Source organism: Aeromonas enterica (assembly GCF_054052465.1).
The window spans coordinates 121,946-138,791 of sequence record NZ_JBSTYL010000001.1 but is presented as its reverse complement, the minus strand read 5'-3'; the positions used below and the strand labels follow the sequence as shown (position 1 = coordinate 138,791).

Here is a 16,846-nt window from a genome sequence, read left to right as displayed (position 1 = left end):
CCGTAACCACAGGCTCTATCGAACCGTCTGCCCTAGAGCAGCACCATGTCATCTCTGTAAATGGCCCATGATCCCGTAGCCGTAACCACAAGCTCTATCGAACCGGCTACCTTACAGCAACACCATGTCATCTCGGTGAATGGCCACGGCGCCATAGCCGTAGCCCAATATCTGTTCTATCTGATCCGAGTGAACGCCCCGCAGCTTCTCCAGCTCCAGATGGTCGTAACGACAGATGCCACGGGCCAGCTCGACGCCCTTGGGATCGAGAATTCGCACCACATCGCCGCGCACGAAATCCCCCTTCACTGAGACTATGCCCTTGGGCAGCAAGCTGGAGCCCTTCTCCTGCATGGCGGCCACGGCGCCCTGATCCACCTGGACTTCACCGTGGGGGGGCGGGCCGGCCAGAATCCAGCTCTTGCGCCCTTCCAGCGGCGAGGCCAGCGCCGGGAACAGGGTGCCGATGCGCTCACCCTTGGCGAGACGACCTACCACCTCCGGCATTTGGCCGGTGGCGATCACCACCTTGACCCCGGCCCGGCGCGCCACGTCGGCCGCCTGCAGCTTGGTCGCCATGCCGCCGGTACCAAGACCACCGACACTGCCACCTGCCAACTTGCGCAGGGTGTCATCTATGGTTTGCACCTCTTCGATCAGCTGGGCATCCGGGTTGCTGCGCGGATCGGCGGTGAACAGGCCGGTCTGATCGGTCAGCAGGATCAAGAGGTCGGCATCGGCCAGAATGGCGGCGCGAGCGGAGAGGTTGTCGTTGTCACCCACCTTGATCTCGGCAGTCGCCACGGCATCGTTCTCGTTGATGACCGGAATGATGCGGTGATCGAGCAGGGTGCGCAGGGTATCGCGGGCATTGAGGTAACGCTCGCGGTCTTCCAGATCGGCGCGGGTCAGCAACATCTGGCCGATGTGCAGCCCATAGAGGTTGAACAGATCCTGCCATACCCGAATGAGCTGGGTCTGGCCAACCGCCGCCAGCATCTGCTTGTTGGGCAAGGTCGGCGCCAGCGGGGGGTGACCCAGATGTTCACGCCCGGCGGCAATGGCCCCCGAGGTGACCACTACGACTCTGTGGCCGTGACGGTGCAAGGCCGCACACTGCCTGACCAGCTCCACCATGTGGGCACGGTTAAGCTGGGAAGATCCCCCAGTGAGCACGCTGGTGCCCAGTTTGACGACTATGGTTCTGTTTTCCATGGGAGCAAGAAGGCTGAAAAGTAAGGAATCCCTTTATACCCACGGCCCTGTTGCCCTGCAAGGCAATTAAGCCCACAAGCGCTGCGTGGACGAAGGAAGCTTGCCCTGTGACGAGAGGCGGCTGGCTTGAAGAGAGAAATGGGTAACGGCAGGCAGTGAGACAAGATGGCCCTGCGAGGGAGTGAACAACTCGCAGGGCATCAGTACATCAGGCGGCGGTGACGGTCAGCTCGTTGGTCACCTGCTCGGCAGGGGCCAGCCGACACTCAAGCAAGGCAAGCTTGTCGCTGATGAGCTTGTAGAAACGGTTGAGGGTGCGATCGACTTCCACCTGATGCTTCTTCGGGATTGGCTTGTTGAGCCAGACCCCTTCCGCATTGTAGAAACCGACCTGATAGTGATAGCTGAAGCTGTGGTCCTGCTGCTCCAGCACCAGCCACCAGCCCCAGAACTCCCGCTTGTCCGGCGCCGGTTTGGCGCTGACGCAGACGGAGAGACAATCGAAACGATAGCGCCCCTCTTCACACAGATCTTCACGTAAATAGGGGCCAATTGCAGCAAACTGCCTCAGCAGTCGCTTGTAGGTCACTTTTTCTGACATGTTAACCTCCCTGTTGAACAAGCCATATCATCCTGGGATGATGCTATTTTTTAGCGCTATATCATGTACATAGATGTTTTTTAAGCCAGTCTACCATCTCTTTCAACGCCTCGTCGTACACCTCCAGCAAGGGTTGCTTGTCGAACACCACCGCCTTGCCATTGCGGCTGGCGGACGCCAATGCCCGTACATCCGACTCGGGACAAATAAAATCTTTCTTGTGCCCGATACTTAATATCGGCACGGAGGTGCGAGTCCCCAGCAATCCTTGCGTCTTGAGGGAAAAAACCTGGCATTTGGTGCGCAGCGACTCCCACTGGGCCGCGTCGGCCCCCAGGCGATTCGCCAGTCCGTCGCGCATCATGCGCGGGCAGCGGGCAAACATCTCCTGATTGGTGAACACCTGATTGACACCCGCCCCTATGCAGACCACGGTCCTGAGCTTGAATGGCTCGATGAAGGCCAGCCGCGCCGCCACATTGCCCGCCAGACGAAAACCCACCATGGCGATGCGCTGGTGATCGACCCAGGCCACCTCTGACAGGTGGTTCAGTACAGCCTGATGCAGCCGACTGGTGTCTTGTACCAGCGGCCAGTGCTCGGCATAGCCGATGCCCGGCATATCCAGCGACAACATGCCGATGCCGTTGGGTTCCAGGCATTTGAGATAGAGGTTGAGGAAATCGACCTGCAGCGAGTCGATGCCGCCGCTGACGATGACCAGGGGTACCGGCTTGTCCGTGGTCGGCAGATGCAGATAGCCCTGAATATGCTTGCCACGAAATGGCACCTGTATCTCTTTGAGGGGGACCTTGAACAGGCGGCCCGCCTCGCGGTAGGCCATGTTGCCGAGCAACTGGGCCTGATCCGCCAGCTCGTCATTCTTCAGATGGGGGTAACTGGCGATGGAGTAGTAACGCACCGCCCTGAGCAGATCTTTCAGGGCTGCCGCCGAGTTACCCTGCTCCACCAGCGCACGGCCCTGGTTGAAGTAACGGCCGGCCAGCTGGCTCCACTCATAGACCCAGTTGCCGGACACATAACCCTTGATGGTATCCAGGTAACGCTCGTGGGTGCGTTCCCCTTGTCCCATGGCGATGCAGGCCAGCGTCTGTTCCACCTCGACCGGATCCGCCCCCTGCCAGGCCCAGGTCGGCCGGCGCAGCAAACGATACCAGCGCGACGACATAGAGCCATCGATAAAGGTCTCGTCCAGATTGGCATCTTGCTCTTCCACCGGGCTGCTGTTGGAGATCTCGGAGGTCTCCAGCACCTTCTTGACCCGGGTAAAAAGCTTCTCGGTCAGGTTAAGGTCGTCGTTCAAGTCCAAAGTAATTACTCATACTGTCAGGCAATGGCTCCATCTTAACCATTTTTTCCGCCCGGCAGCCAGTTGCACCACAAAAAAACAGGGCTCCATATAGGAGCCCTGTGAAGCTGATTCAGCGCTTACTCTTCGTCGCAGATAGGCTGGGCAAACTCCAGCGCCATGTCCCAGGGCTGTTCGATCCAGGTGTCCTGCGGGATGGCGACTTCGAAGTCATCCAGCAGCTGCTCACCCATGGGCTTGGCGAAGATGGCGATGAACTTGGCTTTGGGATAGAGCTCGCGGATCGCCTTGGCGGTAGTACCTGTGTCCACCAGATCTTCCACCACCAGCCAACCTTCACCATCACCGGCCGTGGTCGCCGCTTTGACGACCACCAGCTCGCGCTGGCTGTTGTGGTCGTAGCTGGAGATGCACAGGGTTTCGACATTACGGATGCCAAGTTCGCGAGCCATCAGCGCGGCCGGAACCAGACCACCACGGCTGACAGCTATGATCCCTTTCCACTGGCTGACAGGCAGTTGACGACGGGCCAGACGGCGCGCTTCACGTTGCAGGTTATCCCATGAGACGTAGAATTTTTTAGGCATAGTAAATAACTCAATAGCTTACAGTTAAAACAAAGGGTTAGTGCGCAACGCTGCGCGGTAAAGTGCAATGCATACGGAATTCTGCCGCCATTTCGCCGCCATTTTTTACCTATGAAAATGGGTTAGTCAGGGGGTTAAGTCTGACTGCGTCATCGAGGTGTTCGGGGGCAAAATGGGCGTATCTCATGGTCATCGTAATGGAGCTGTGACCGAGGATGCGCTGTAGGACGAGGATGTTACCACCATTCATCATAAAATGGCTGGCAAACGTATGCCTCAACACATGAGAAAGTTGACCAGTTGGCAGGGTAACGCCTGATTTTTCGGCAGCATATTCAAATGCGTCATAGCATGGCGGGAACAATTTCCCATCGACCCGCGCCTGCTTGGGGATCTGCCCATATAACTCGGGCGAGATAGGGACTGACCTATTGCGCTTGCTCTTGGTCTGGGTGAACGTCAGCCGGTATTTGCTCACCTGGGCGCGAGTTAACCCTTGAACTTCGGACCATCGGGCCCCGGTCGATAGGCAGAGCTTTACCACCATGGTCAGGTCCGGCACGCGGGAGTTGGCGCACGACTTGAGTAACAGGTCGATTTCACTCTTGGTGAGATAAGACATCTCACTTTCTTGTGTCTTGAACAGCCGCAACCCAACCAGCGGGTGGGGATATGGCCACTCTTCCAGCCGGATCAATTCGCCAAAAACGGCGTGGAGCAAACGCTGCTCGTTGTTGATCGTCACCACTCCAGCGGCTCTATCCCAGCACCGGCCAGGGAAGATGATCTGTCCACTCAAGCGCCCTTCACGATATGCAGCGAAATGGTTCTTGCTGAACTCTACCGCCAGCGGGTTCCCCATAGCCTCGGCCATCAAGGTCAGTTTGCGATGAACCTGTGTGGCTGCGGCCAACGTTTGCCCATGCAGGCGATACCACTGCTCGATGACGTCTGATAGATGGCGCTTATCTTCCGCGACCTTATTGGTCGTCAGCCAAGGGTTGCTGTTGCTCTCTTCAAGCAACCACTTTTCCCAGACCTGCGCCTCGCCCTTGGTGGCGAACCGCTTGCGCTTGCGAGGGCCATCACGGCCTTGGGGATAGACTTCGGCAAGCCAGAGGCGCGGCTTGCCGTCGTCAAGTTTACGAACGGTCATTCAGATATGATTTCCATGATGTTCCCATCAAGATCTACCTGAGCCACGACCGTGTTTTTAACCACACCACCAAATCCGTTTTTACCGCGAAACGTGGTGGAGACGATGAGCGAATCACCGAGGTCACGATAGGTTGTCTCGACATGCTCATAGCTGTCAGGGTCATTCATGCTCTTCTTAATGGCACTCTCAAGGGTACGGTGAGACCCATCCCATGGGCTGAACTGAGCCTTGACCTTCTTCACTCGCGCCTCGATGACCGCTTTCTTGGCAAAGGCCTTGTCTTTCTCGGCCTGCTTGTCCTGCTCTGATTCGTAGGGGTTCACACCAACGTAATCAATGCCGGGATATGGAAGATGAACATCATCCGGTTTGACACTGTATTTTTTGGCGAGAAAAGCCTTCAACTTCTCTTCATTCAAATCACCGTTTTTGTCCAAGTACCGACTGCGGTTCTTGATCCAGTCCCGATACACGCCCCACTCTTTTTCAGTGACCGTAACGTTGGATGCAGCTACATCCCACACGATGCCGTTGCAGTCACTGCCGGAGAAGTTGCAAGCATCTGAAAAATACGTGGCCTTGGCCAGGTTGCTGCCTTTGCCTGCAAACAGCTTGTCATACTCAACAAATACGGTAACAACGGGGATCCCCGTCTTTTCAAAGATATCGCTGGCCGCCTTTCTGGCTGTTGCCGCTCGGTCACCCTTTGTCTCTGCCAGGGGGGCCGCAACGAAAAAGGTTTCTTTGCGAGCCTTCGTTTTCATATTTCCTGAAATAATGGTGTAAGGCTTTGCCTCACCAATCACTCTCACAAAACCAGCGGGCTTATCCTGCTTATCTACCTGCTCAGCAGCAGTAGTCGCTGGGGCTTTCTTCTGCACACCTGACTCACCAGAAAATCCGATGATGAGAGTCAGCGCCAACCAACCCAATGAAATAACCCGTGCTTTGGTGCTATATCCCTTTCGTAGCGTGAACCATGAAGATACAAACGGGATCAAAATAATGCCGATCATCAAAGGAATGCTGACCTTCCGTGGCCCGGCTTGCAACTGTTCGATTGGTGGTTGAGTAATCTCAGACGCAGTATTGGGCCGCCCACAATGCGGGCAACTCGGGGCTGAATCAGAAATGTCTTTTTTGCAATCAGGACACTGAATAAGCGGCATTACCTTCTCCTTGCATTCGTCAGAATTTTTTACCAGCCCACGCCACGCGGCCAACAATATGCACATCGGCCCGCTGGTCTTTGGTGACCACCTGGGTTTCATAGTCGGGATTGTCAGAGAGCACCTTGATGCCACCGAGCACATCAAATTGCAGCCTCTTGACCAGCAGGCTGTCACCGATGCGCAGCACATAGAGGCCATCGCGCAAAGCCTCGCCGTTGCACAGATTCACCAGGATGATGTCGTTGTTGCTGATGGTGGGCTCCATGCTGTCGCCCTTGGCACGGATCACCGCCAGTCGTTCCGGTGCCAGCCCCTCTTTCTTGAGCCAGTCAGTGCGAAACGCCATTGGGTCGGTTTTCAGCTCATCGGATACGGTTGCTCCGAATCCAGCAGAAGCGAACACCTGGTAGCAGTCGACCAAGGTGTAGTCCTGCATTTTGCTGCTGTAGGTGGATATGGACTCTTCTGACACAGCAGTGTCATCAACATGCCCTGCTCTCACATAGGCAGGAACTTCAGGGAGGAATGTTACTTGCTCGGGCTGCTCGCCGATGCCAAGGCATAGCCACAGAAACAACCGCGGCTCGTGGCCACAGATTTGAGAGACCAAGCCAACAGAGGGCATTGTCTCGCCAGTGAGGTACTTTCGCGTAACAGCATCACTGACACCTGCCCGACGGCTAAATGACTTAACGCTCTCTCTACCTATCAAGCTCTGTAACCTATTGGCGAAACCCTGCATATCAAAGGCCGTACCGTTCAAGATCTCCATAACAAAAGTAACCTCTTGGTGATTTTTATCGCCCTGTGGTTGCGCGCTATTGCGCCAGCGTATATAGTCACCTCAAGATCACGTTAATGACCTATTGCTTACGAGGCTGGTCAATAACGTTCGTAGAGGTGAAAAGTAAACGCATAGGGGCGCAGTATGACGCAACGTGACACCGAAAAACAGCCTTTAGGGGCGCAAGCTGCACCGATAGGTGACGCCGTTCAACCGCCAGTTGACCCGCTGGCAGAAGTGCTGCGCCAGCTGGAAACCATCAAACAACGCCTGGCGCTCTCTATGCTGCCGGCCATCCCGCTCGATGCCTTCCTGACCATGCTGCGTGACGAACTCAAGTTCGATATGCCGCTGCGCACCGCGCAAGCCATGATCAGCGATGGCCGCTTGCCCATCGTTCCCAAGCTGCGTGCTGCCGACAAGCCGTGGGTCAACCTGCAGCGCTGGCGCGAAATGACCAAGGAGCCGTCGAACTACTTCAAGTTTGTTCATGAGAACTCCAATCATCGCGTAGCCAAAGCCGCTACCAAAAAGTCAGCGCAACGCGCTGCCGCCTGACCTAAAGGTAGCGATTGAGCACAGGGGGATAAAGTGTCAAACCAACGCACTCACTCACACAGCCACTTTGCCGGGGCCTGCGACCTGTTCAAACAGGCGCACAACATCAGCCAGCTGGCAGAAGACATTGGCATGTCCAGCCATGTGCTTCACAACAAATTCAATCCGGCGTGTGAGCGGCACAACCTGACCGCCCAAGACTTGATCGCCCTCTATCGTGCCACCGGTGACGACACTCTGTTTGATGGCCTGCTGTTTGACTGCGGCCTGACTGCCGTTCGCCTGCCCGCCGCTGCTACCGCCGCCCCAGAGGCTCGCGCCCAGCAGGCGTTCAACGCCAGCGCCCAGATCATGGGCGTCACTGCCCAGGCGACCACCATCCTCGCCGGTGACCGCGTCACCAAATCCCACAGAAACACCGTCGTCACCGGCATCTGGGCTGGCATCGAGCACCTGGTGCTGATCGCCACCGAAGTCGAAAACAAATTTCAAGCCGTCCCTGGTCTTGCGTGTGCTGCCGACATGGCCCGCGCAGCCCTCGGCGCATAGGAGACCAGACCATGAGATTTCCGTGCCCACATTGTGGTTCACGAAGTGCGATTCGCAGCACCAACCGCATGAGCCCCCTCACTGGGATCCTGCGCTGCCGCTGCAACAACGACGATTGCGGGTTTGTGTTTCAGGTCGGCGTCGAGGTGACGGGGTATTACGTCGCCAGCGCCACCCCAAATCACGCCATCAACCTGCCAAAGCTCAATGGCGTAGGCCGCCACTGGGAACCGGGGGTGAACTTCAAGGATGTCGCCCCAATCCGCTCAACCATCCGCCCCTTCAAAGCGGTAGAGGAAGAACGCAACAAGACCAAGGAGGAAGCATGAAACTTCGCGCCGAGCAGCCGGGGCTGATCCCGCTGCCTCACCTGCTGTTTAACCGCGCCGTCGTGGTGTGTGAACCGGCCGAGCCGGTGATGCGCAACACCACCCGCTTTGATGGCAGTTATCTGGAAGACAACCAGGGCCGCCGTGGCGCCCTGCGCTTCCAGCCACGCCAACAACCCCGCCCGCACTGGCTGACCCAGTTGCTGCAGGCATAACCGGAGGGCCACCCCATGAACACAGCACAGGTTCTGCCGTTTAAACCAGAGCAAAACGTCTCTTGGTCAGAGCGCCTGAGTAGTCAGCAACCGATGTCTGCTGATGAAGCGCTGGCGGAAGTTCGAGCCCAGTTCGGCCGCAATGGGGCGGCCAGCCGCTGGTCACGCCTGCCGACTCGGGCCCGCTCGGTCATCTGCTACGCGGCCGGGGTATCAACCACCGCAGCCGGGCAGGAGCTGGACCAGTTCGACTTTGAGCAGCAAGAGGCGATCCGCCTCGCCCTGGGCGACCTGCTGGGCACCCTGCGGGAATTCGACGGGGCGGTGCTGCACCGCCGCGAGTGGCACCGCACCACCCGCCGCATTGACGGACCAAGCCGCAGCGAGCTGGAACAGGCAGAACACGAAGACAAGCGCCGGGCCGAGCTCAACGAGCAGGCCAGCATGTTGGAAAGCCGCATTGCGGTTGCAAGAAAAGTGGCCGGAAACGGCCAATAACCAAAGCCTTCGGGCTATCAAAACTGAGGAATGACCATGTTTGGAAAAATGTTTGGCAAGAAAGCGTCCGCCGCCAAGGCCGAGATCAAGAAGTTCGAAAACCGCGACTGATGGAAGCCACCGTGGGCGGCTGCCTGCTGGTTGCCTTCGCTGACGGTGAATGTGAAGACGCAGAGCTCAAGACCATCGAGTCCCTGCTGCGCACCAACAAGGCGCTCGAAGGGTTCGGCCATGAGCTGACCGACACCGTCAACCGCTTCACCGAGCGCCTGAAAGCTGGTTACCGCGTGGCCCGTGTCGAGATCCTGCGGGAAATCGAAGAGGTGAAGGGCAACCGCCAAGAAGCAGAAGACGTGCTGGTCACCATGCTGACCATCGCCGAAGCCGATGGCGAGATTGAAGAAGCGGAACAGAAGGAGCTGACCACCGTCGCCGACCGTCTGGGCCTGCGGATTGCCGACTATGCCTAACCCTCGCTGGTTACTGGTCGGTGCCTTCCTGCTGCTGTCGGTGGGGGTCGATTTCAGCTCCCGCATTCTGTCGATGGCAGCGGATGGGCTGCTGGTAGGGGCCGCAATCGCCATCGCCTGGCCGCTGCTGAAACCGAAGAAGTGATGACAACGGGCCGACGGGAATCGGCCCCATCCCTTAGCCGCTACGAGTGGCGGTTAAGGGATGCCAAAAGCAGGCAATAAAAAACCCCGCAAAGGTGGTGGAACACCGCGGGGTTTCACAAACAAAACTGAGGGTTAACTCATGAACAATAGTACAGCAGAACAGGCGATCCGCAAAGTCGCCAACTCCTTGATAAATACCCACCGCCCCCAGTTGGGGGCATGCCACAGCGTGGCGGTCGAATCCAGCCTCGAAGCCATGGCCGAACTGGCCGACGAGTTGGGCCTGCTCGACATCTACGCCGAGCTGACCAAGCGCCTCGAAATCCTGCGCGGTGGCCAGCGTCCGCCAGTGCTGGATGTGGCGGCAGCCAAGCCGCACCTGCTCGCAGACCATCACGAAAACCAAAAGGGGTCAGCCTACACCCAAGGGTTTAACCGTGGCTGGACTGAGGCTGCCGTTCACCCCATCAAGCAGTTCCCTGGCATCGACCAAGGCATTTATGAGCAAGGCCGTGCAGATGGTCGCCGCGCCTTTGAAGAGGCGTCAAAAACATGGTTCCAGTCGCCCTTTGCCCATGCACTGAAAGGCGGTGCCCAATGATCGCCATCACCAGCAAGCACACCGTCTCATCCCCTGCCGATGCCGTCGCCTACCTGGTGCGCCACGGCTACATCAAGGTGCGCGGCCACTGGCTCAGAGGCCAGCGACACGCCGCCCGTATCGAACCCCTGGCCTCTGGCCGTGCCTGTGTACTGGAAGGAGTAGCCGCATGAGCAACACCATCATGACCCTCGCCTGCCTGAAACAATGGATAGCCGAGAACGAAGCTCGCCTGGTACCTACTGCCCCGCTCTGCTGCTGCGGCGAACTGGGGATCTCTATCCGTGTCGAGGCTGGCCATGTCGCCATTGACGAGCCGGATTACAGCCAAGTCGAAGGGGGTGCCCAGTGACTCAAGACCTATTCGAACTGGAATCGCCGGTCGACGAGCTAGGCGGTTGTGAGTCAGGCCCTGCCCACATGCAACCACCTGCACCGGTCAGCCAACTGACCAAGCACTGGGACGTAGCGAGGAAGGAATGGATTGACACCATCCATCTCAACCATGCCACCGAGGCGCTGTTGGCACTGGGCGCTATCAGCGCCGTGTACTGGCTGGCCGTCGGCAGTGCCGAGTTGGCTCTGGCAAAAGAGATCGCCGAGTGGTGGGCCGAATGCGAACCACTCCACGGACTGGGGGAGACCATCAAATGACCACGCCAGAACAAGAAGAGTGCACCACTGAAATGGCGTTTGGCGCCGATATCGCTGCCCTGAAACTCATCTTCCAGGTAAAGAGAGAAACCCTTCGCCAGTTTCAGAACCAGCTGATCGCCCTGCGCAAGGAGCAAAAGCCGATCACGAATGTTTATGCCGTCCGCTCCTTGTTGTTTGCCTGCCGCGAAGAGCGGGCAGGGGCCAATTTTGCATTCGCGCAACTCGAAGTCGGCGAGAAGTTCATTGAAGAAATTCGCCGGGTCAGAACAAGCGAATCATTCAATGTGAACGACCTGTTCGACATGCCGGAGGAGACCATCAAATGAGCCACCAACAAATCATTGACCAGTGGGTCACCAAAATGCTGTCCGCCGAGGCCAGCCTGCACGGCCTGCAGCTCGACCTGCTGGACCTGCGCAAAGACGGCCCCCATGGCCAGCGTACTCCGGCAAGAACCCATCTGACCTTGTGCCGCCAAGCCCGCACTGCCGCCCGCATGGCTTCACGCAAAATCCAGTCCCTCTATACCGGGGGTGCGGCATGAGCAACATCGTAAGCATCACTGACCTGCTGGCAGCTATCGGCAGTGACAACATCAAGTTTCAAGTTCTACAAAATTCACTGCTGGACATCAAAGCCAAGAAAAGAGGCTCAGATGTAACCTTCTGTACCGATGCGATCAACCCAGCGGATATTTTTGCAAACACCGGCCCGAAGGGGCTGATTATCTGGGTTGATAGAGATCTGATGAATCAGCGCCTTGAAGAGATCAAGAGTGGGCAACACACCAATATATCCCGCGCCATCGTGCTCGAGAGCCTTGTTGCCACCTTCGAGCGTGAAGGTAGCGGGACTATCGAAGTTGATGGCAAGCGCTACGTCAGCACCGACCACCTGCGGGATCTCGCTGCGGCCATCCGCCAACTGAATACATCAGAGGGCGCCATCTAATGACCCATCAAAAAACAGCCGGGCATGCCCCGGCTTTGGGCGTCCTGCACCCTGCAAACAGCCAAGCAAAATCGCAACATGTCTACGACTTGGCGAATTTGGACCAGCAGAGCCTTGAGAAACTGGAATGGATGGCTGACGAGTGGGTAAACCGGCTAGAGAACGTCAGGGTGCGCCCAGCATTCCGCATCGACACCACCGATCAGGTCACGCTGGAGCCCTGCACCAAGTGCCACCAGAACTCGGTGTGCATGCCGGTGGCTGGCCGCCACGGTCGCCGCTCCTACCCCTATTGTGTCGAACGCTGCTGGCCAATGGCCCGTGCCGCCAGTGAAACCGTGGTGAAGGCCGCCCCTGCTGCTCGCCCCTCGATGATCTGCAGCTGCTGCGGCGAGTTCCGCCATGTGCGCCCGGTCATCCTGTCTGGCAACCGCATGACCAGCCTGTTTTTCTGCGAAACCACCTGCTGGTCTGATCGGCTGGCAACCATCGACATGGTACCGACCTGCACCCACTGCGGCCGCTACCTGCAACCGAACGAATACACAGATGGCAAATGCGGGGTGTGCAAATGAACGAACCCATCAACAACCTGCAGGGCATCCAGCTGCCCCAGCACTACCTGGTCGGCCACCATGCCATCAATATGGCCGGCGCTGCCGAGCAACTGGCCCGCGTCGAGTGGCACGTTGCCAAGCCGCTGGCCAAGACCTACCTGCACCGCTACCCCGCCAACCCGAAAACCGCCAATGTCTGGCTGCGCCGCATCGTTGACGTGTGCGCCGCTGCGCAAAGCCGGTTCCCGATCCCGGTGGTCGACCTGCGCAACGACATGCGCCGCGAACTGGTCGCCGCCGAGTGGGCCCGCCGCTGCCAGCAACTGCTGACCACCGGCGCCAACGAGCGCACCGCCACCGAGCTGCTGGCTGACCTTGGCGCGCAGGCGCAGGCTTGGCACTTCTGTCCTACTTTGCCGGTTCATCCACGCACCCGCGCCGAGCGCCTGCTGGAAAGACCGCTGACCGACGCAGAGCGGGCCAATCTGGCCCCTGCCGTAGACAAGTTCGAGGGCGATGCCGCCAGCCTGCTGGTGCGCCTGCTCGATGAGTCCTGGTGGCTGCGCAAGATTAACCGCGCCTGGGCCATCTATTGCGAGCTGATCGCCATCCTCACCGGCCAGGTGCGCAAGGGGGTCAGCCCCTACGCCAGCGCCCACGCCGTGCGCGAGTTCACCCAGCGCAAAGCGGCCCAGCGGGCATGGATGGAGAGCATGAGCGCCGTCAACGAGGCGCTGGGGCAAGAGATCGATCTGACTGACGCCATCATGGCATCCGTGGCCAACCCCGAGATCCGCCGTCATGAGCTGATGGTGCGCATGCGCGGCTTTGAAGACATGGCGCAGGAACAGGGCAAGCTGGGCCTCTTCCTGACCTTGACCGCCCCATCCAGCTATCACGCTTGGCGGGTGGGCAAACAAGACAAGGCCAAGACCTACCAGAACGAAGACTTCAACAACGCGACCCCGACCGAGACAAACCGCCTGCTGTGCAAACAGTGGGCCCGCTTTCGTGCCGCGCTGGCGCGGGAAAAGGTCGGGGCCTTTGGCTTTCGGGTAGTGGAGCCGCACCACGACGCCACCCCGCACTGGCACTGCCTGCTGTTCATCAACCCGGAACATCAGCACGTCTTTCTGACCCTGCTGGCCTTCCACTTCACCGCCGCCGAACGGGACGAGCTGAAAATGCCCAACGGTGCCGAGCTGAACGCGTTGGCCCAGTCGCGCATCCGTAACAAGTTGCCGCACATCAAGAGCCTGCTCGACATCACTGACAAGCAGACCATCAAGGCCATCAACCCCAGGGTGAACTGGAAAGAGATAGACCCGACCAAGGGCAGCGCCACCGGCTACATCGCCAAATATATCGCCAAGAACATCGACGGCCATGCCGTGGGGATGGATTACGAGGCCGAGGCCCCCGTTGACCACACCACCATCGCCGTGGCCGCTTGGGCCAGCTGCTGGCGCATCCGCCAGTTTCAGCAGATCGGCGGCCCTGCCGTGAGTGTGTGGCGCGAGCTGCGCCGCCTGGGTGACGAGGTGATCGAGTGGGATTGCATCCTTGAAGCCGCTCGCCACGCTGCTGACAACAACCGCTGGGGCGACTTCATTGCCGCCATGGGCGGTATCGAGACGCCCCGCAAAGAGCACCTGATCCGCCTCTCCAAGCGCCTGGACGAAGCCGCCAACAAATACGGCGAGGATGTGATCAAGCTGCTGGGACTGATCACCGACGTAGGCATGACCACGGCCGTAACCCGCACCGAAGGCTGGCAGATTGTGCGCAAGGGGGCAGCGGTGCAGGGTTTGGGCGAGCAGCGCGAGCATGCAGTGGGCGAGCGCAGCGAGTTGCCCTTGAGCAGCGGCAGCTGCGCCCCTTGGAGTTCTGTCAATAACTGTACGGAAGGATCCGAATCAGGGGTTAAAGGATCCACTCTGGCTAAGGAGTTGAGCCGTATGGGTCTTGATGCAAGCAACGCCGCCCTGCTGCAACACGGCAGCATCATCAATGCCGGTGGTCAGTACGTGCGCCTAGTCGGTGATCGGCTGATTGTGACCCGTCGCTGGCCTGGTGCTGGCGATGCGGTCGCCAATCAGCTGACCGCCGAGGTAGAGGCCGAACGGGCCCGCAACCGCGCCGCCAGCAGCACCGAGCTGGAAGGACAGGCCCGCGAGCTGATCCACACCAGCGGTAGCGTCACCGACTGGCTGGCCGCCATGCCGCTGGCGCAGGCCGAAGAGGCGATCGCCATCTTCACCCGCCTGCTGGATGACGAAGAAGACCGGGGCAGCTATCAGCCCAGCGAACAGGAGCAGGCCCGCGTCTCGAGCATGCGAGCCGACAACGACCGCCATCAGGCGGAGATTGCCAAGGCGCGGGCGCGCCTGGGCGTGGAATAAGGAAGTCAGAAAAATGCATACTCCTGTTTTGCGTTATCACGGCGGTAAATTTCGCCTCTCCTCTTGGCTCTACGGCTTCTTCCCCAAGCACGAGATCTATGTTGAACCATTCGGCGGAGCTGCCTCAGTCCTGCTACGCAAGCCTCGCAGCCATGGCGAGGTTTACAACGATCTCGACCAAGACATATTCAACCTGTTCCAGGTGCTGCGCGACGAGAGGGCAGCCGCCCGTTTGCGTGAGCTGTGCGAACTGACGCCGTACAGCCGTGACGAGTTCCAACTGGCGTACCAGCACACCACCGACCCCATCGAGCGAGCCCGCCGCACTATCGTCAGGAGTGCCATGGGGTTCGGCAGTGGGGCGGCAACGGGCCACAAAACGGGGTTTCGCTGCGAGGCCCGCCGCAAACATGCCACAAGTGCCGATGTGTGGGTGAAATACCCGGCGGTGCTGACATGGGTCGCCCAGCGTCTACGCGGGGTAAACATCGAGAATCGCCCTGCTGCCCAGTGCATAGCCTCTCACGATACGGATCGGACGCTATTCTATGTCGATCCTCCTTACATGATGGAAACCAGGCGTATCGGCAGCTCTGGGCACGTCTACCGCCATGAGTTGACCAAGCCGCAGCACGTAGAGCTCCTACAACAGCTGCTGGGCGTTCAGGGAATGGTTGCCTTGAGTGGCTACGCCTCCGAGCTATACAGCGACATGCTGACCGGGTGGCACTGCGAGACAAAGCAGTCCCGGATCAGTGCTGGTGCTGGTACAGGGATAAAAACTGAGTGCCTATGGTTGAATCCTCAATGCCAGGTAGCGCTGGAACATGGGGCGATAGACATAGGTCACACATCACGCGGGGCATATGTCACACATCACATTCGTCAGCAGGGCACCGAGGCAAAAATCAGCGCCGCGATAGCACATCTTGAGGGCCTGGGATCTAAGGTAACAAAAAAGGCCGTGGCAGCCGTGGCAGGTGTTTCAAGGGAACACATAACAAGAAAATACGGGCACTTGTTCAATGTTGAACAAAGTAATGAGGTGGCGGCATGACTGACACCATCACCCGCGCCGACGTCGAACGCCTGCAACCGCATTGCCTGCGGCACTGGCCCATCATCCAGCAGCACCCGCCGGGATCGGCGGGCCGCAAGGCCATCGCTCGCGAACTCAATGGCCTGCCGGCCGCCGACCGCCACATCTGCGATCAGTTGCTCGACCGGATGGAACGGGTCATCTGCTTCAAAGATGCCTGGTTCCCCTTCTACCTGGGCGAGCTCGATACCCTCACCCCACCGGTGAAGGCCAAGCGGGTGCTACCCACTGGCCCCACCGCCAAGCAGGTATGGAAGGACACCCGGGCGCGGCAGGGTGCGTTTGCCAAAGGGATCACAAGATGAGCAAACCAAAGGACGCGAAATCCAGAAAGCAGGCGCAGCGATCAAGAGACGCTGCGCTCGGTATCCAGCGGGTTGAGGTGCGGCTCTCCATCCGCGAACGCGAACAACTGGAAACCCTGCGCAGTGCCCGAGCCGGATCCGGTGAACCCTACAGCGCCGACGAGTACATCAGTACCCTGCTGCGCCGTGACTGGGAACACTGGCAGCAGCAACAAGCAGAGCTGGCCACGCAGACCTGCCCGAACTGTGAATGTGCTCTGCCTGCTGGATGCGGCGGAGCATTCAAAGGGCAGCCTGAGTGCTGGCACACCCAGGGCGACAAGGCTCTCGCTCTATAAGGAGGCAACATGCAACAGATGCTACAAGTTGAGCCCGCCGTCGGCGGGCGCTACCGGGTGATCCGCCCAGCCGAGTCGGTCGAAGACATCGACGGCAGCCTGATCACCTTTGCCCAGGTCGAATTCGTGGCCGTGATACTGGAAAAACCGGAGAAGGTCATCGCTTTTGACGGGTATAAAAAGGAAGTCGAGCCCCTGCCAGAACACCTTAAAAAGCCGGAATGGCTGTGGATCAGAAAACTCCGTACCGGCAGGACGCAGTGGTTACACCGGGAAACCTGTCAGTTGGTGCCATTACCTTAAAAAACGCTAGATGTGTCCG

27 protein-coding genes are annotated in these 16,846 nt (G+C 58.8%); 20 read left to right on the top strand and 7 right to left on the bottom strand.

What is annotated here, in order from left to right:
* Positions 1–111: 111 nt before the first annotated feature.
* The 7 genes from proB to ACW5XD_RS00680 form a co-directional block, all read right to left on the bottom strand.
* A complete protein-coding gene (gene proB, locus ACW5XD_RS00710; RefSeq protein ID WP_456493178.1) occupies positions 112–1,215 on the bottom strand; it encodes a glutamate 5-kinase in 1,104 nt (367 codons plus the stop codon).
* A 208-nt stretch (positions 1,216–1,423) separates the two neighbouring features.
* Positions 1,424–1,816: a sigma factor-binding protein Crl gene (gene crl, locus ACW5XD_RS00705; protein WP_456493177.1), complete on the bottom strand. Its 393-nt coding sequence runs from the start codon at positions 1,814–1,816 to the stop codon at positions 1,424–1,426.
* A 61-nt stretch (positions 1,817–1,877) separates the two neighbouring features.
* On the bottom strand, positions 1,878–3,146 hold the full coding sequence (gene frsA, locus ACW5XD_RS00700; RefSeq protein WP_456493176.1) for an esterase FrsA: 1,269 nt from the start codon (positions 3,144–3,146) through the stop codon (positions 1,878–1,880).
* A 119-nt stretch (positions 3,147–3,265) separates the two neighbouring features.
* Positions 3,266–3,733 carry a xanthine phosphoribosyltransferase gene (gpt, locus tag ACW5XD_RS00695; protein ID WP_042866764.1) on the bottom strand — a complete coding sequence of 156 codons (468 nt, stop codon included), beginning with the start codon at positions 3,731–3,733 and terminating at the stop codon, positions 3,266–3,268.
* A gap of 109 nt (positions 3,734–3,842) precedes the next feature.
* Complete coding sequence (locus ACW5XD_RS00690; protein ID WP_456493175.1) at positions 3,843–4,889, bottom strand: phage integrase; 1,047 nt, start codon at positions 4,887–4,889, stop codon at positions 3,843–3,845.
* Positions 4,886–6,061: a DUF4875 domain-containing protein gene (locus ACW5XD_RS00685; RefSeq protein WP_456493174.1), complete on the bottom strand. Its 1,176-nt coding sequence runs from the start codon at positions 6,059–6,061 to the stop codon at positions 4,886–4,888. The genes ACW5XD_RS00690 and ACW5XD_RS00685 overlap by 4 nt, the downstream gene beginning before the upstream one ends.
* Before the next feature lie 19 nt (positions 6,062–6,080).
* Positions 6,081–6,536 carry a S24 family peptidase gene (locus ACW5XD_RS00680; RefSeq protein ID WP_456493173.1) on the bottom strand — a complete coding sequence of 152 codons (456 nt, stop codon included), beginning with the start codon at positions 6,534–6,536 and terminating at the stop codon, positions 6,081–6,083.
* Positions 6,537–6,992: 456 nt separating this feature from the next.
* On the opposite strand from ACW5XD_RS00680, the gene ACW5XD_RS00675 reads away from it, so the two are divergent.
* From ACW5XD_RS00675 to ACW5XD_RS00580, 20 genes are all read left to right on the top strand, one after another.
* Complete coding sequence (locus ACW5XD_RS00675) at positions 6,993–7,406, top strand: hypothetical protein (RefSeq protein ID WP_456493172.1); 414 nt, start codon at positions 6,993–6,995, stop codon at positions 7,404–7,406.
* A 33-nt stretch (positions 7,407–7,439) separates the two neighbouring features.
* Entirely contained in the window at positions 7,440–7,955 is a 516-nt protein-coding gene (locus ACW5XD_RS00670) for a phage regulatory CII family protein (protein ID WP_456493171.1), read from the top strand.
* 11 nt (positions 7,956–7,966) lie between these two features.
* Positions 7,967–8,284 (top strand): ogr/Delta-like zinc finger family protein, encoded by a 318-nt coding sequence (locus ACW5XD_RS00665; RefSeq protein ID WP_456493170.1) that lies wholly within the window; start codon positions 7,967–7,969, stop codon positions 8,282–8,284.
* Positions 8,281–8,499: a hypothetical protein gene (locus ACW5XD_RS00660; protein WP_456493169.1), complete on the top strand. Its 219-nt coding sequence runs from the start codon at positions 8,281–8,283 to the stop codon at positions 8,497–8,499. The genes ACW5XD_RS00665 and ACW5XD_RS00660 overlap by 4 nt, the downstream gene beginning before the upstream one ends.
* A 93-nt stretch (positions 8,500–8,592) precedes the next feature.
* Positions 8,593–8,997, top strand: coding sequence for a hypothetical protein (locus tag ACW5XD_RS00655; protein ID WP_456493168.1), 405 nt, complete (start codon positions 8,593–8,595; stop codon positions 8,995–8,997).
* A 110-nt stretch (positions 8,998–9,107) separates the two neighbouring features.
* Positions 9,108–9,467, top strand: a complete 360-nt coding sequence (locus ACW5XD_RS00650; protein ID WP_456493167.1) for a tellurite resistance TerB family protein — start codon at positions 9,108–9,110, stop codon at positions 9,465–9,467.
* Positions 9,460–9,612: a DUF3927 family protein gene (locus ACW5XD_RS00645; protein ID WP_125598642.1), complete on the top strand. Its 153-nt coding sequence runs from the start codon at positions 9,460–9,462 to the stop codon at positions 9,610–9,612. Before ACW5XD_RS00650 ends, ACW5XD_RS00645 begins: the two co-directional genes overlap by 8 nt.
* A 141-nt stretch (positions 9,613–9,753) precedes the next feature.
* The gene (locus ACW5XD_RS00640) at positions 9,754–10,215 is read left to right on the top strand and encodes a hypothetical protein (protein WP_456493166.1); all 462 of its coding nucleotides are present in this window, start codon (positions 9,754–9,756) and stop codon (positions 10,213–10,215) included.
* Positions 10,212–10,388 (top strand): hypothetical protein, encoded by a 177-nt coding sequence (locus ACW5XD_RS00635; RefSeq protein WP_456493165.1) that lies wholly within the window; start codon positions 10,212–10,214, stop codon positions 10,386–10,388. Before ACW5XD_RS00640 ends, ACW5XD_RS00635 begins: the two co-directional genes overlap by 4 nt.
* Entirely contained in the window at positions 10,385–10,567 is a 183-nt protein-coding gene (locus ACW5XD_RS00630; protein WP_456493164.1) for a hypothetical protein, read from the top strand. The genes ACW5XD_RS00635 and ACW5XD_RS00630 overlap by 4 nt, the downstream gene beginning before the upstream one ends.
* Positions 10,564–10,869, top strand: a complete 306-nt coding sequence (locus tag ACW5XD_RS00625) for a hypothetical protein (RefSeq protein ID WP_456493163.1) — start codon at positions 10,564–10,566, stop codon at positions 10,867–10,869. The genes ACW5XD_RS00630 and ACW5XD_RS00625 overlap by 4 nt, the downstream gene beginning before the upstream one ends.
* Positions 10,866–11,198: a hypothetical protein gene (locus ACW5XD_RS00620; RefSeq protein ID WP_456493162.1), complete on the top strand. Its 333-nt coding sequence runs from the start codon at positions 10,866–10,868 to the stop codon at positions 11,196–11,198. Before ACW5XD_RS00625 ends, ACW5XD_RS00620 begins: the two co-directional genes overlap by 4 nt.
* Complete coding sequence (locus ACW5XD_RS00615) at positions 11,195–11,416, top strand: hypothetical protein (RefSeq protein ID WP_456493161.1); 222 nt, start codon at positions 11,195–11,197, stop codon at positions 11,414–11,416. The genes ACW5XD_RS00620 and ACW5XD_RS00615 overlap by 4 nt, the downstream gene beginning before the upstream one ends.
* Positions 11,413–11,823 carry a hypothetical protein gene (locus ACW5XD_RS00610; RefSeq protein ID WP_456493160.1) on the top strand — a complete coding sequence of 137 codons (411 nt, stop codon included), beginning with the start codon at positions 11,413–11,415 and terminating at the stop codon, positions 11,821–11,823. The genes ACW5XD_RS00615 and ACW5XD_RS00610 overlap by 4 nt, the downstream gene beginning before the upstream one ends.
* A 131-nt stretch (positions 11,824–11,954) precedes the next feature.
* Entirely contained in the window at positions 11,955–12,398 is a 444-nt protein-coding gene (locus tag ACW5XD_RS00605; protein WP_456493159.1) for a hypothetical protein, read from the top strand.
* Positions 12,395–14,782 (top strand): replication endonuclease, encoded by a 2,388-nt coding sequence (locus ACW5XD_RS00600; protein WP_456493158.1) that lies wholly within the window; start codon positions 12,395–12,397, stop codon positions 14,780–14,782. Before ACW5XD_RS00605 ends, ACW5XD_RS00600 begins: the two co-directional genes overlap by 4 nt.
* A gap of 13 nt (positions 14,783–14,795) precedes the next feature.
* A complete protein-coding gene (locus tag ACW5XD_RS00595; protein WP_456493157.1) occupies positions 14,796–15,839 on the top strand; it encodes a DNA adenine methylase in 1,044 nt (347 codons plus the stop codon).
* A complete protein-coding gene (locus ACW5XD_RS00590; RefSeq protein ID WP_456493156.1) occupies positions 15,836–16,186 on the top strand; it encodes a hypothetical protein in 351 nt (116 codons plus the stop codon). The genes ACW5XD_RS00595 and ACW5XD_RS00590 overlap by 4 nt, the downstream gene beginning before the upstream one ends.
* Positions 16,183–16,524, top strand: coding sequence for a hypothetical protein (locus ACW5XD_RS00585; RefSeq protein WP_456493155.1), 342 nt, complete (start codon positions 16,183–16,185; stop codon positions 16,522–16,524). The genes ACW5XD_RS00590 and ACW5XD_RS00585 overlap by 4 nt, the downstream gene beginning before the upstream one ends.
* A gap of 9 nt (positions 16,525–16,533) precedes the next feature.
* Entirely contained in the window at positions 16,534–16,827 is a 294-nt protein-coding gene (locus ACW5XD_RS00580; protein ID WP_456493154.1) for a hypothetical protein, read from the top strand.
* Positions 16,828–16,846: the final 19 nt, after the last annotated feature.

Bases quoted from the DNA above. Each gene is read 5' to 3' on its own strand.
- proB (WP_456493178.1), bottom strand. From the start codon at position 1,215: ATGGAAAACAGAACCATAGTCGTCAAACTGGGCACCAGCGTGCTCACT.
- crl (WP_456493177.1), bottom strand. From the start codon at position 1,816: ATGTCAGAAAAAGTGACCTACAAGCGACTGCTGAGGCAGTTTGCTGCA.
- gpt (WP_042866764.1), bottom strand. From the start codon at position 3,733: ATGCCTAAAAAATTCTACGTCTCATGGGATAACCTGCAACGTGAAGCG.
- ACW5XD_RS00690 (WP_456493175.1), bottom strand. From the start codon at position 4,889: ATGACCGTTCGTAAACTTGACGACGGCAAGCCGCGCCTCTGGCTTGCC.
- ACW5XD_RS00685 (WP_456493174.1), bottom strand. From the start codon at position 6,061: ATGCCGCTTATTCAGTGTCCTGATTGCAAAAAAGACATTTCTGATTCA.
- ACW5XD_RS00675 (WP_456493172.1), top strand. From the start codon at position 6,993: ATGACGCAACGTGACACCGAAAAACAGCCTTTAGGGGCGCAAGCTGCA.
- ACW5XD_RS00665 (WP_456493170.1), top strand. From the start codon at position 7,967: ATGAGATTTCCGTGCCCACATTGTGGTTCACGAAGTGCGATTCGCAGC.
- ACW5XD_RS00660 (WP_456493169.1), top strand. From the start codon at position 8,281: ATGAAACTTCGCGCCGAGCAGCCGGGGCTGATCCCGCTGCCTCACCTG.
- ACW5XD_RS00655 (WP_456493168.1), top strand. From the start codon at position 8,593: ATGTCTGCTGATGAAGCGCTGGCGGAAGTTCGAGCCCAGTTCGGCCGC.
- ACW5XD_RS00650 (WP_456493167.1), top strand. From the start codon at position 9,108: ATGGAAGCCACCGTGGGCGGCTGCCTGCTGGTTGCCTTCGCTGACGGT.
- ACW5XD_RS00645 (WP_125598642.1), top strand. From the start codon at position 9,460: ATGCCTAACCCTCGCTGGTTACTGGTCGGTGCCTTCCTGCTGCTGTCG.
- ACW5XD_RS00640 (WP_456493166.1), top strand. From the start codon at position 9,754: ATGAACAATAGTACAGCAGAACAGGCGATCCGCAAAGTCGCCAACTCC.
- ACW5XD_RS00635 (WP_456493165.1), top strand. From the start codon at position 10,212: ATGATCGCCATCACCAGCAAGCACACCGTCTCATCCCCTGCCGATGCC.
- ACW5XD_RS00630 (WP_456493164.1), top strand. From the start codon at position 10,385: ATGAGCAACACCATCATGACCCTCGCCTGCCTGAAACAATGGATAGCC.
- ACW5XD_RS00620 (WP_456493162.1), top strand. From the start codon at position 10,866: ATGACCACGCCAGAACAAGAAGAGTGCACCACTGAAATGGCGTTTGGC.
- ACW5XD_RS00615 (WP_456493161.1), top strand. From the start codon at position 11,195: ATGAGCCACCAACAAATCATTGACCAGTGGGTCACCAAAATGCTGTCC.
- ACW5XD_RS00610 (WP_456493160.1), top strand. From the start codon at position 11,413: ATGAGCAACATCGTAAGCATCACTGACCTGCTGGCAGCTATCGGCAGT.
- ACW5XD_RS00605 (WP_456493159.1), top strand. From the start codon at position 11,955: ATGGCTGACGAGTGGGTAAACCGGCTAGAGAACGTCAGGGTGCGCCCA.
- ACW5XD_RS00600 (WP_456493158.1), top strand. From the start codon at position 12,395: ATGAACGAACCCATCAACAACCTGCAGGGCATCCAGCTGCCCCAGCAC.
- ACW5XD_RS00595 (WP_456493157.1), top strand. From the start codon at position 14,796: ATGCATACTCCTGTTTTGCGTTATCACGGCGGTAAATTTCGCCTCTCC.
- ACW5XD_RS00590 (WP_456493156.1), top strand. From the start codon at position 15,836: ATGACTGACACCATCACCCGCGCCGACGTCGAACGCCTGCAACCGCAT.
- ACW5XD_RS00585 (WP_456493155.1), top strand. From the start codon at position 16,183: ATGAGCAAACCAAAGGACGCGAAATCCAGAAAGCAGGCGCAGCGATCA.
- ACW5XD_RS00580 (WP_456493154.1), top strand. From the start codon at position 16,534: ATGCAACAGATGCTACAAGTTGAGCCCGCCGTCGGCGGGCGCTACCGG.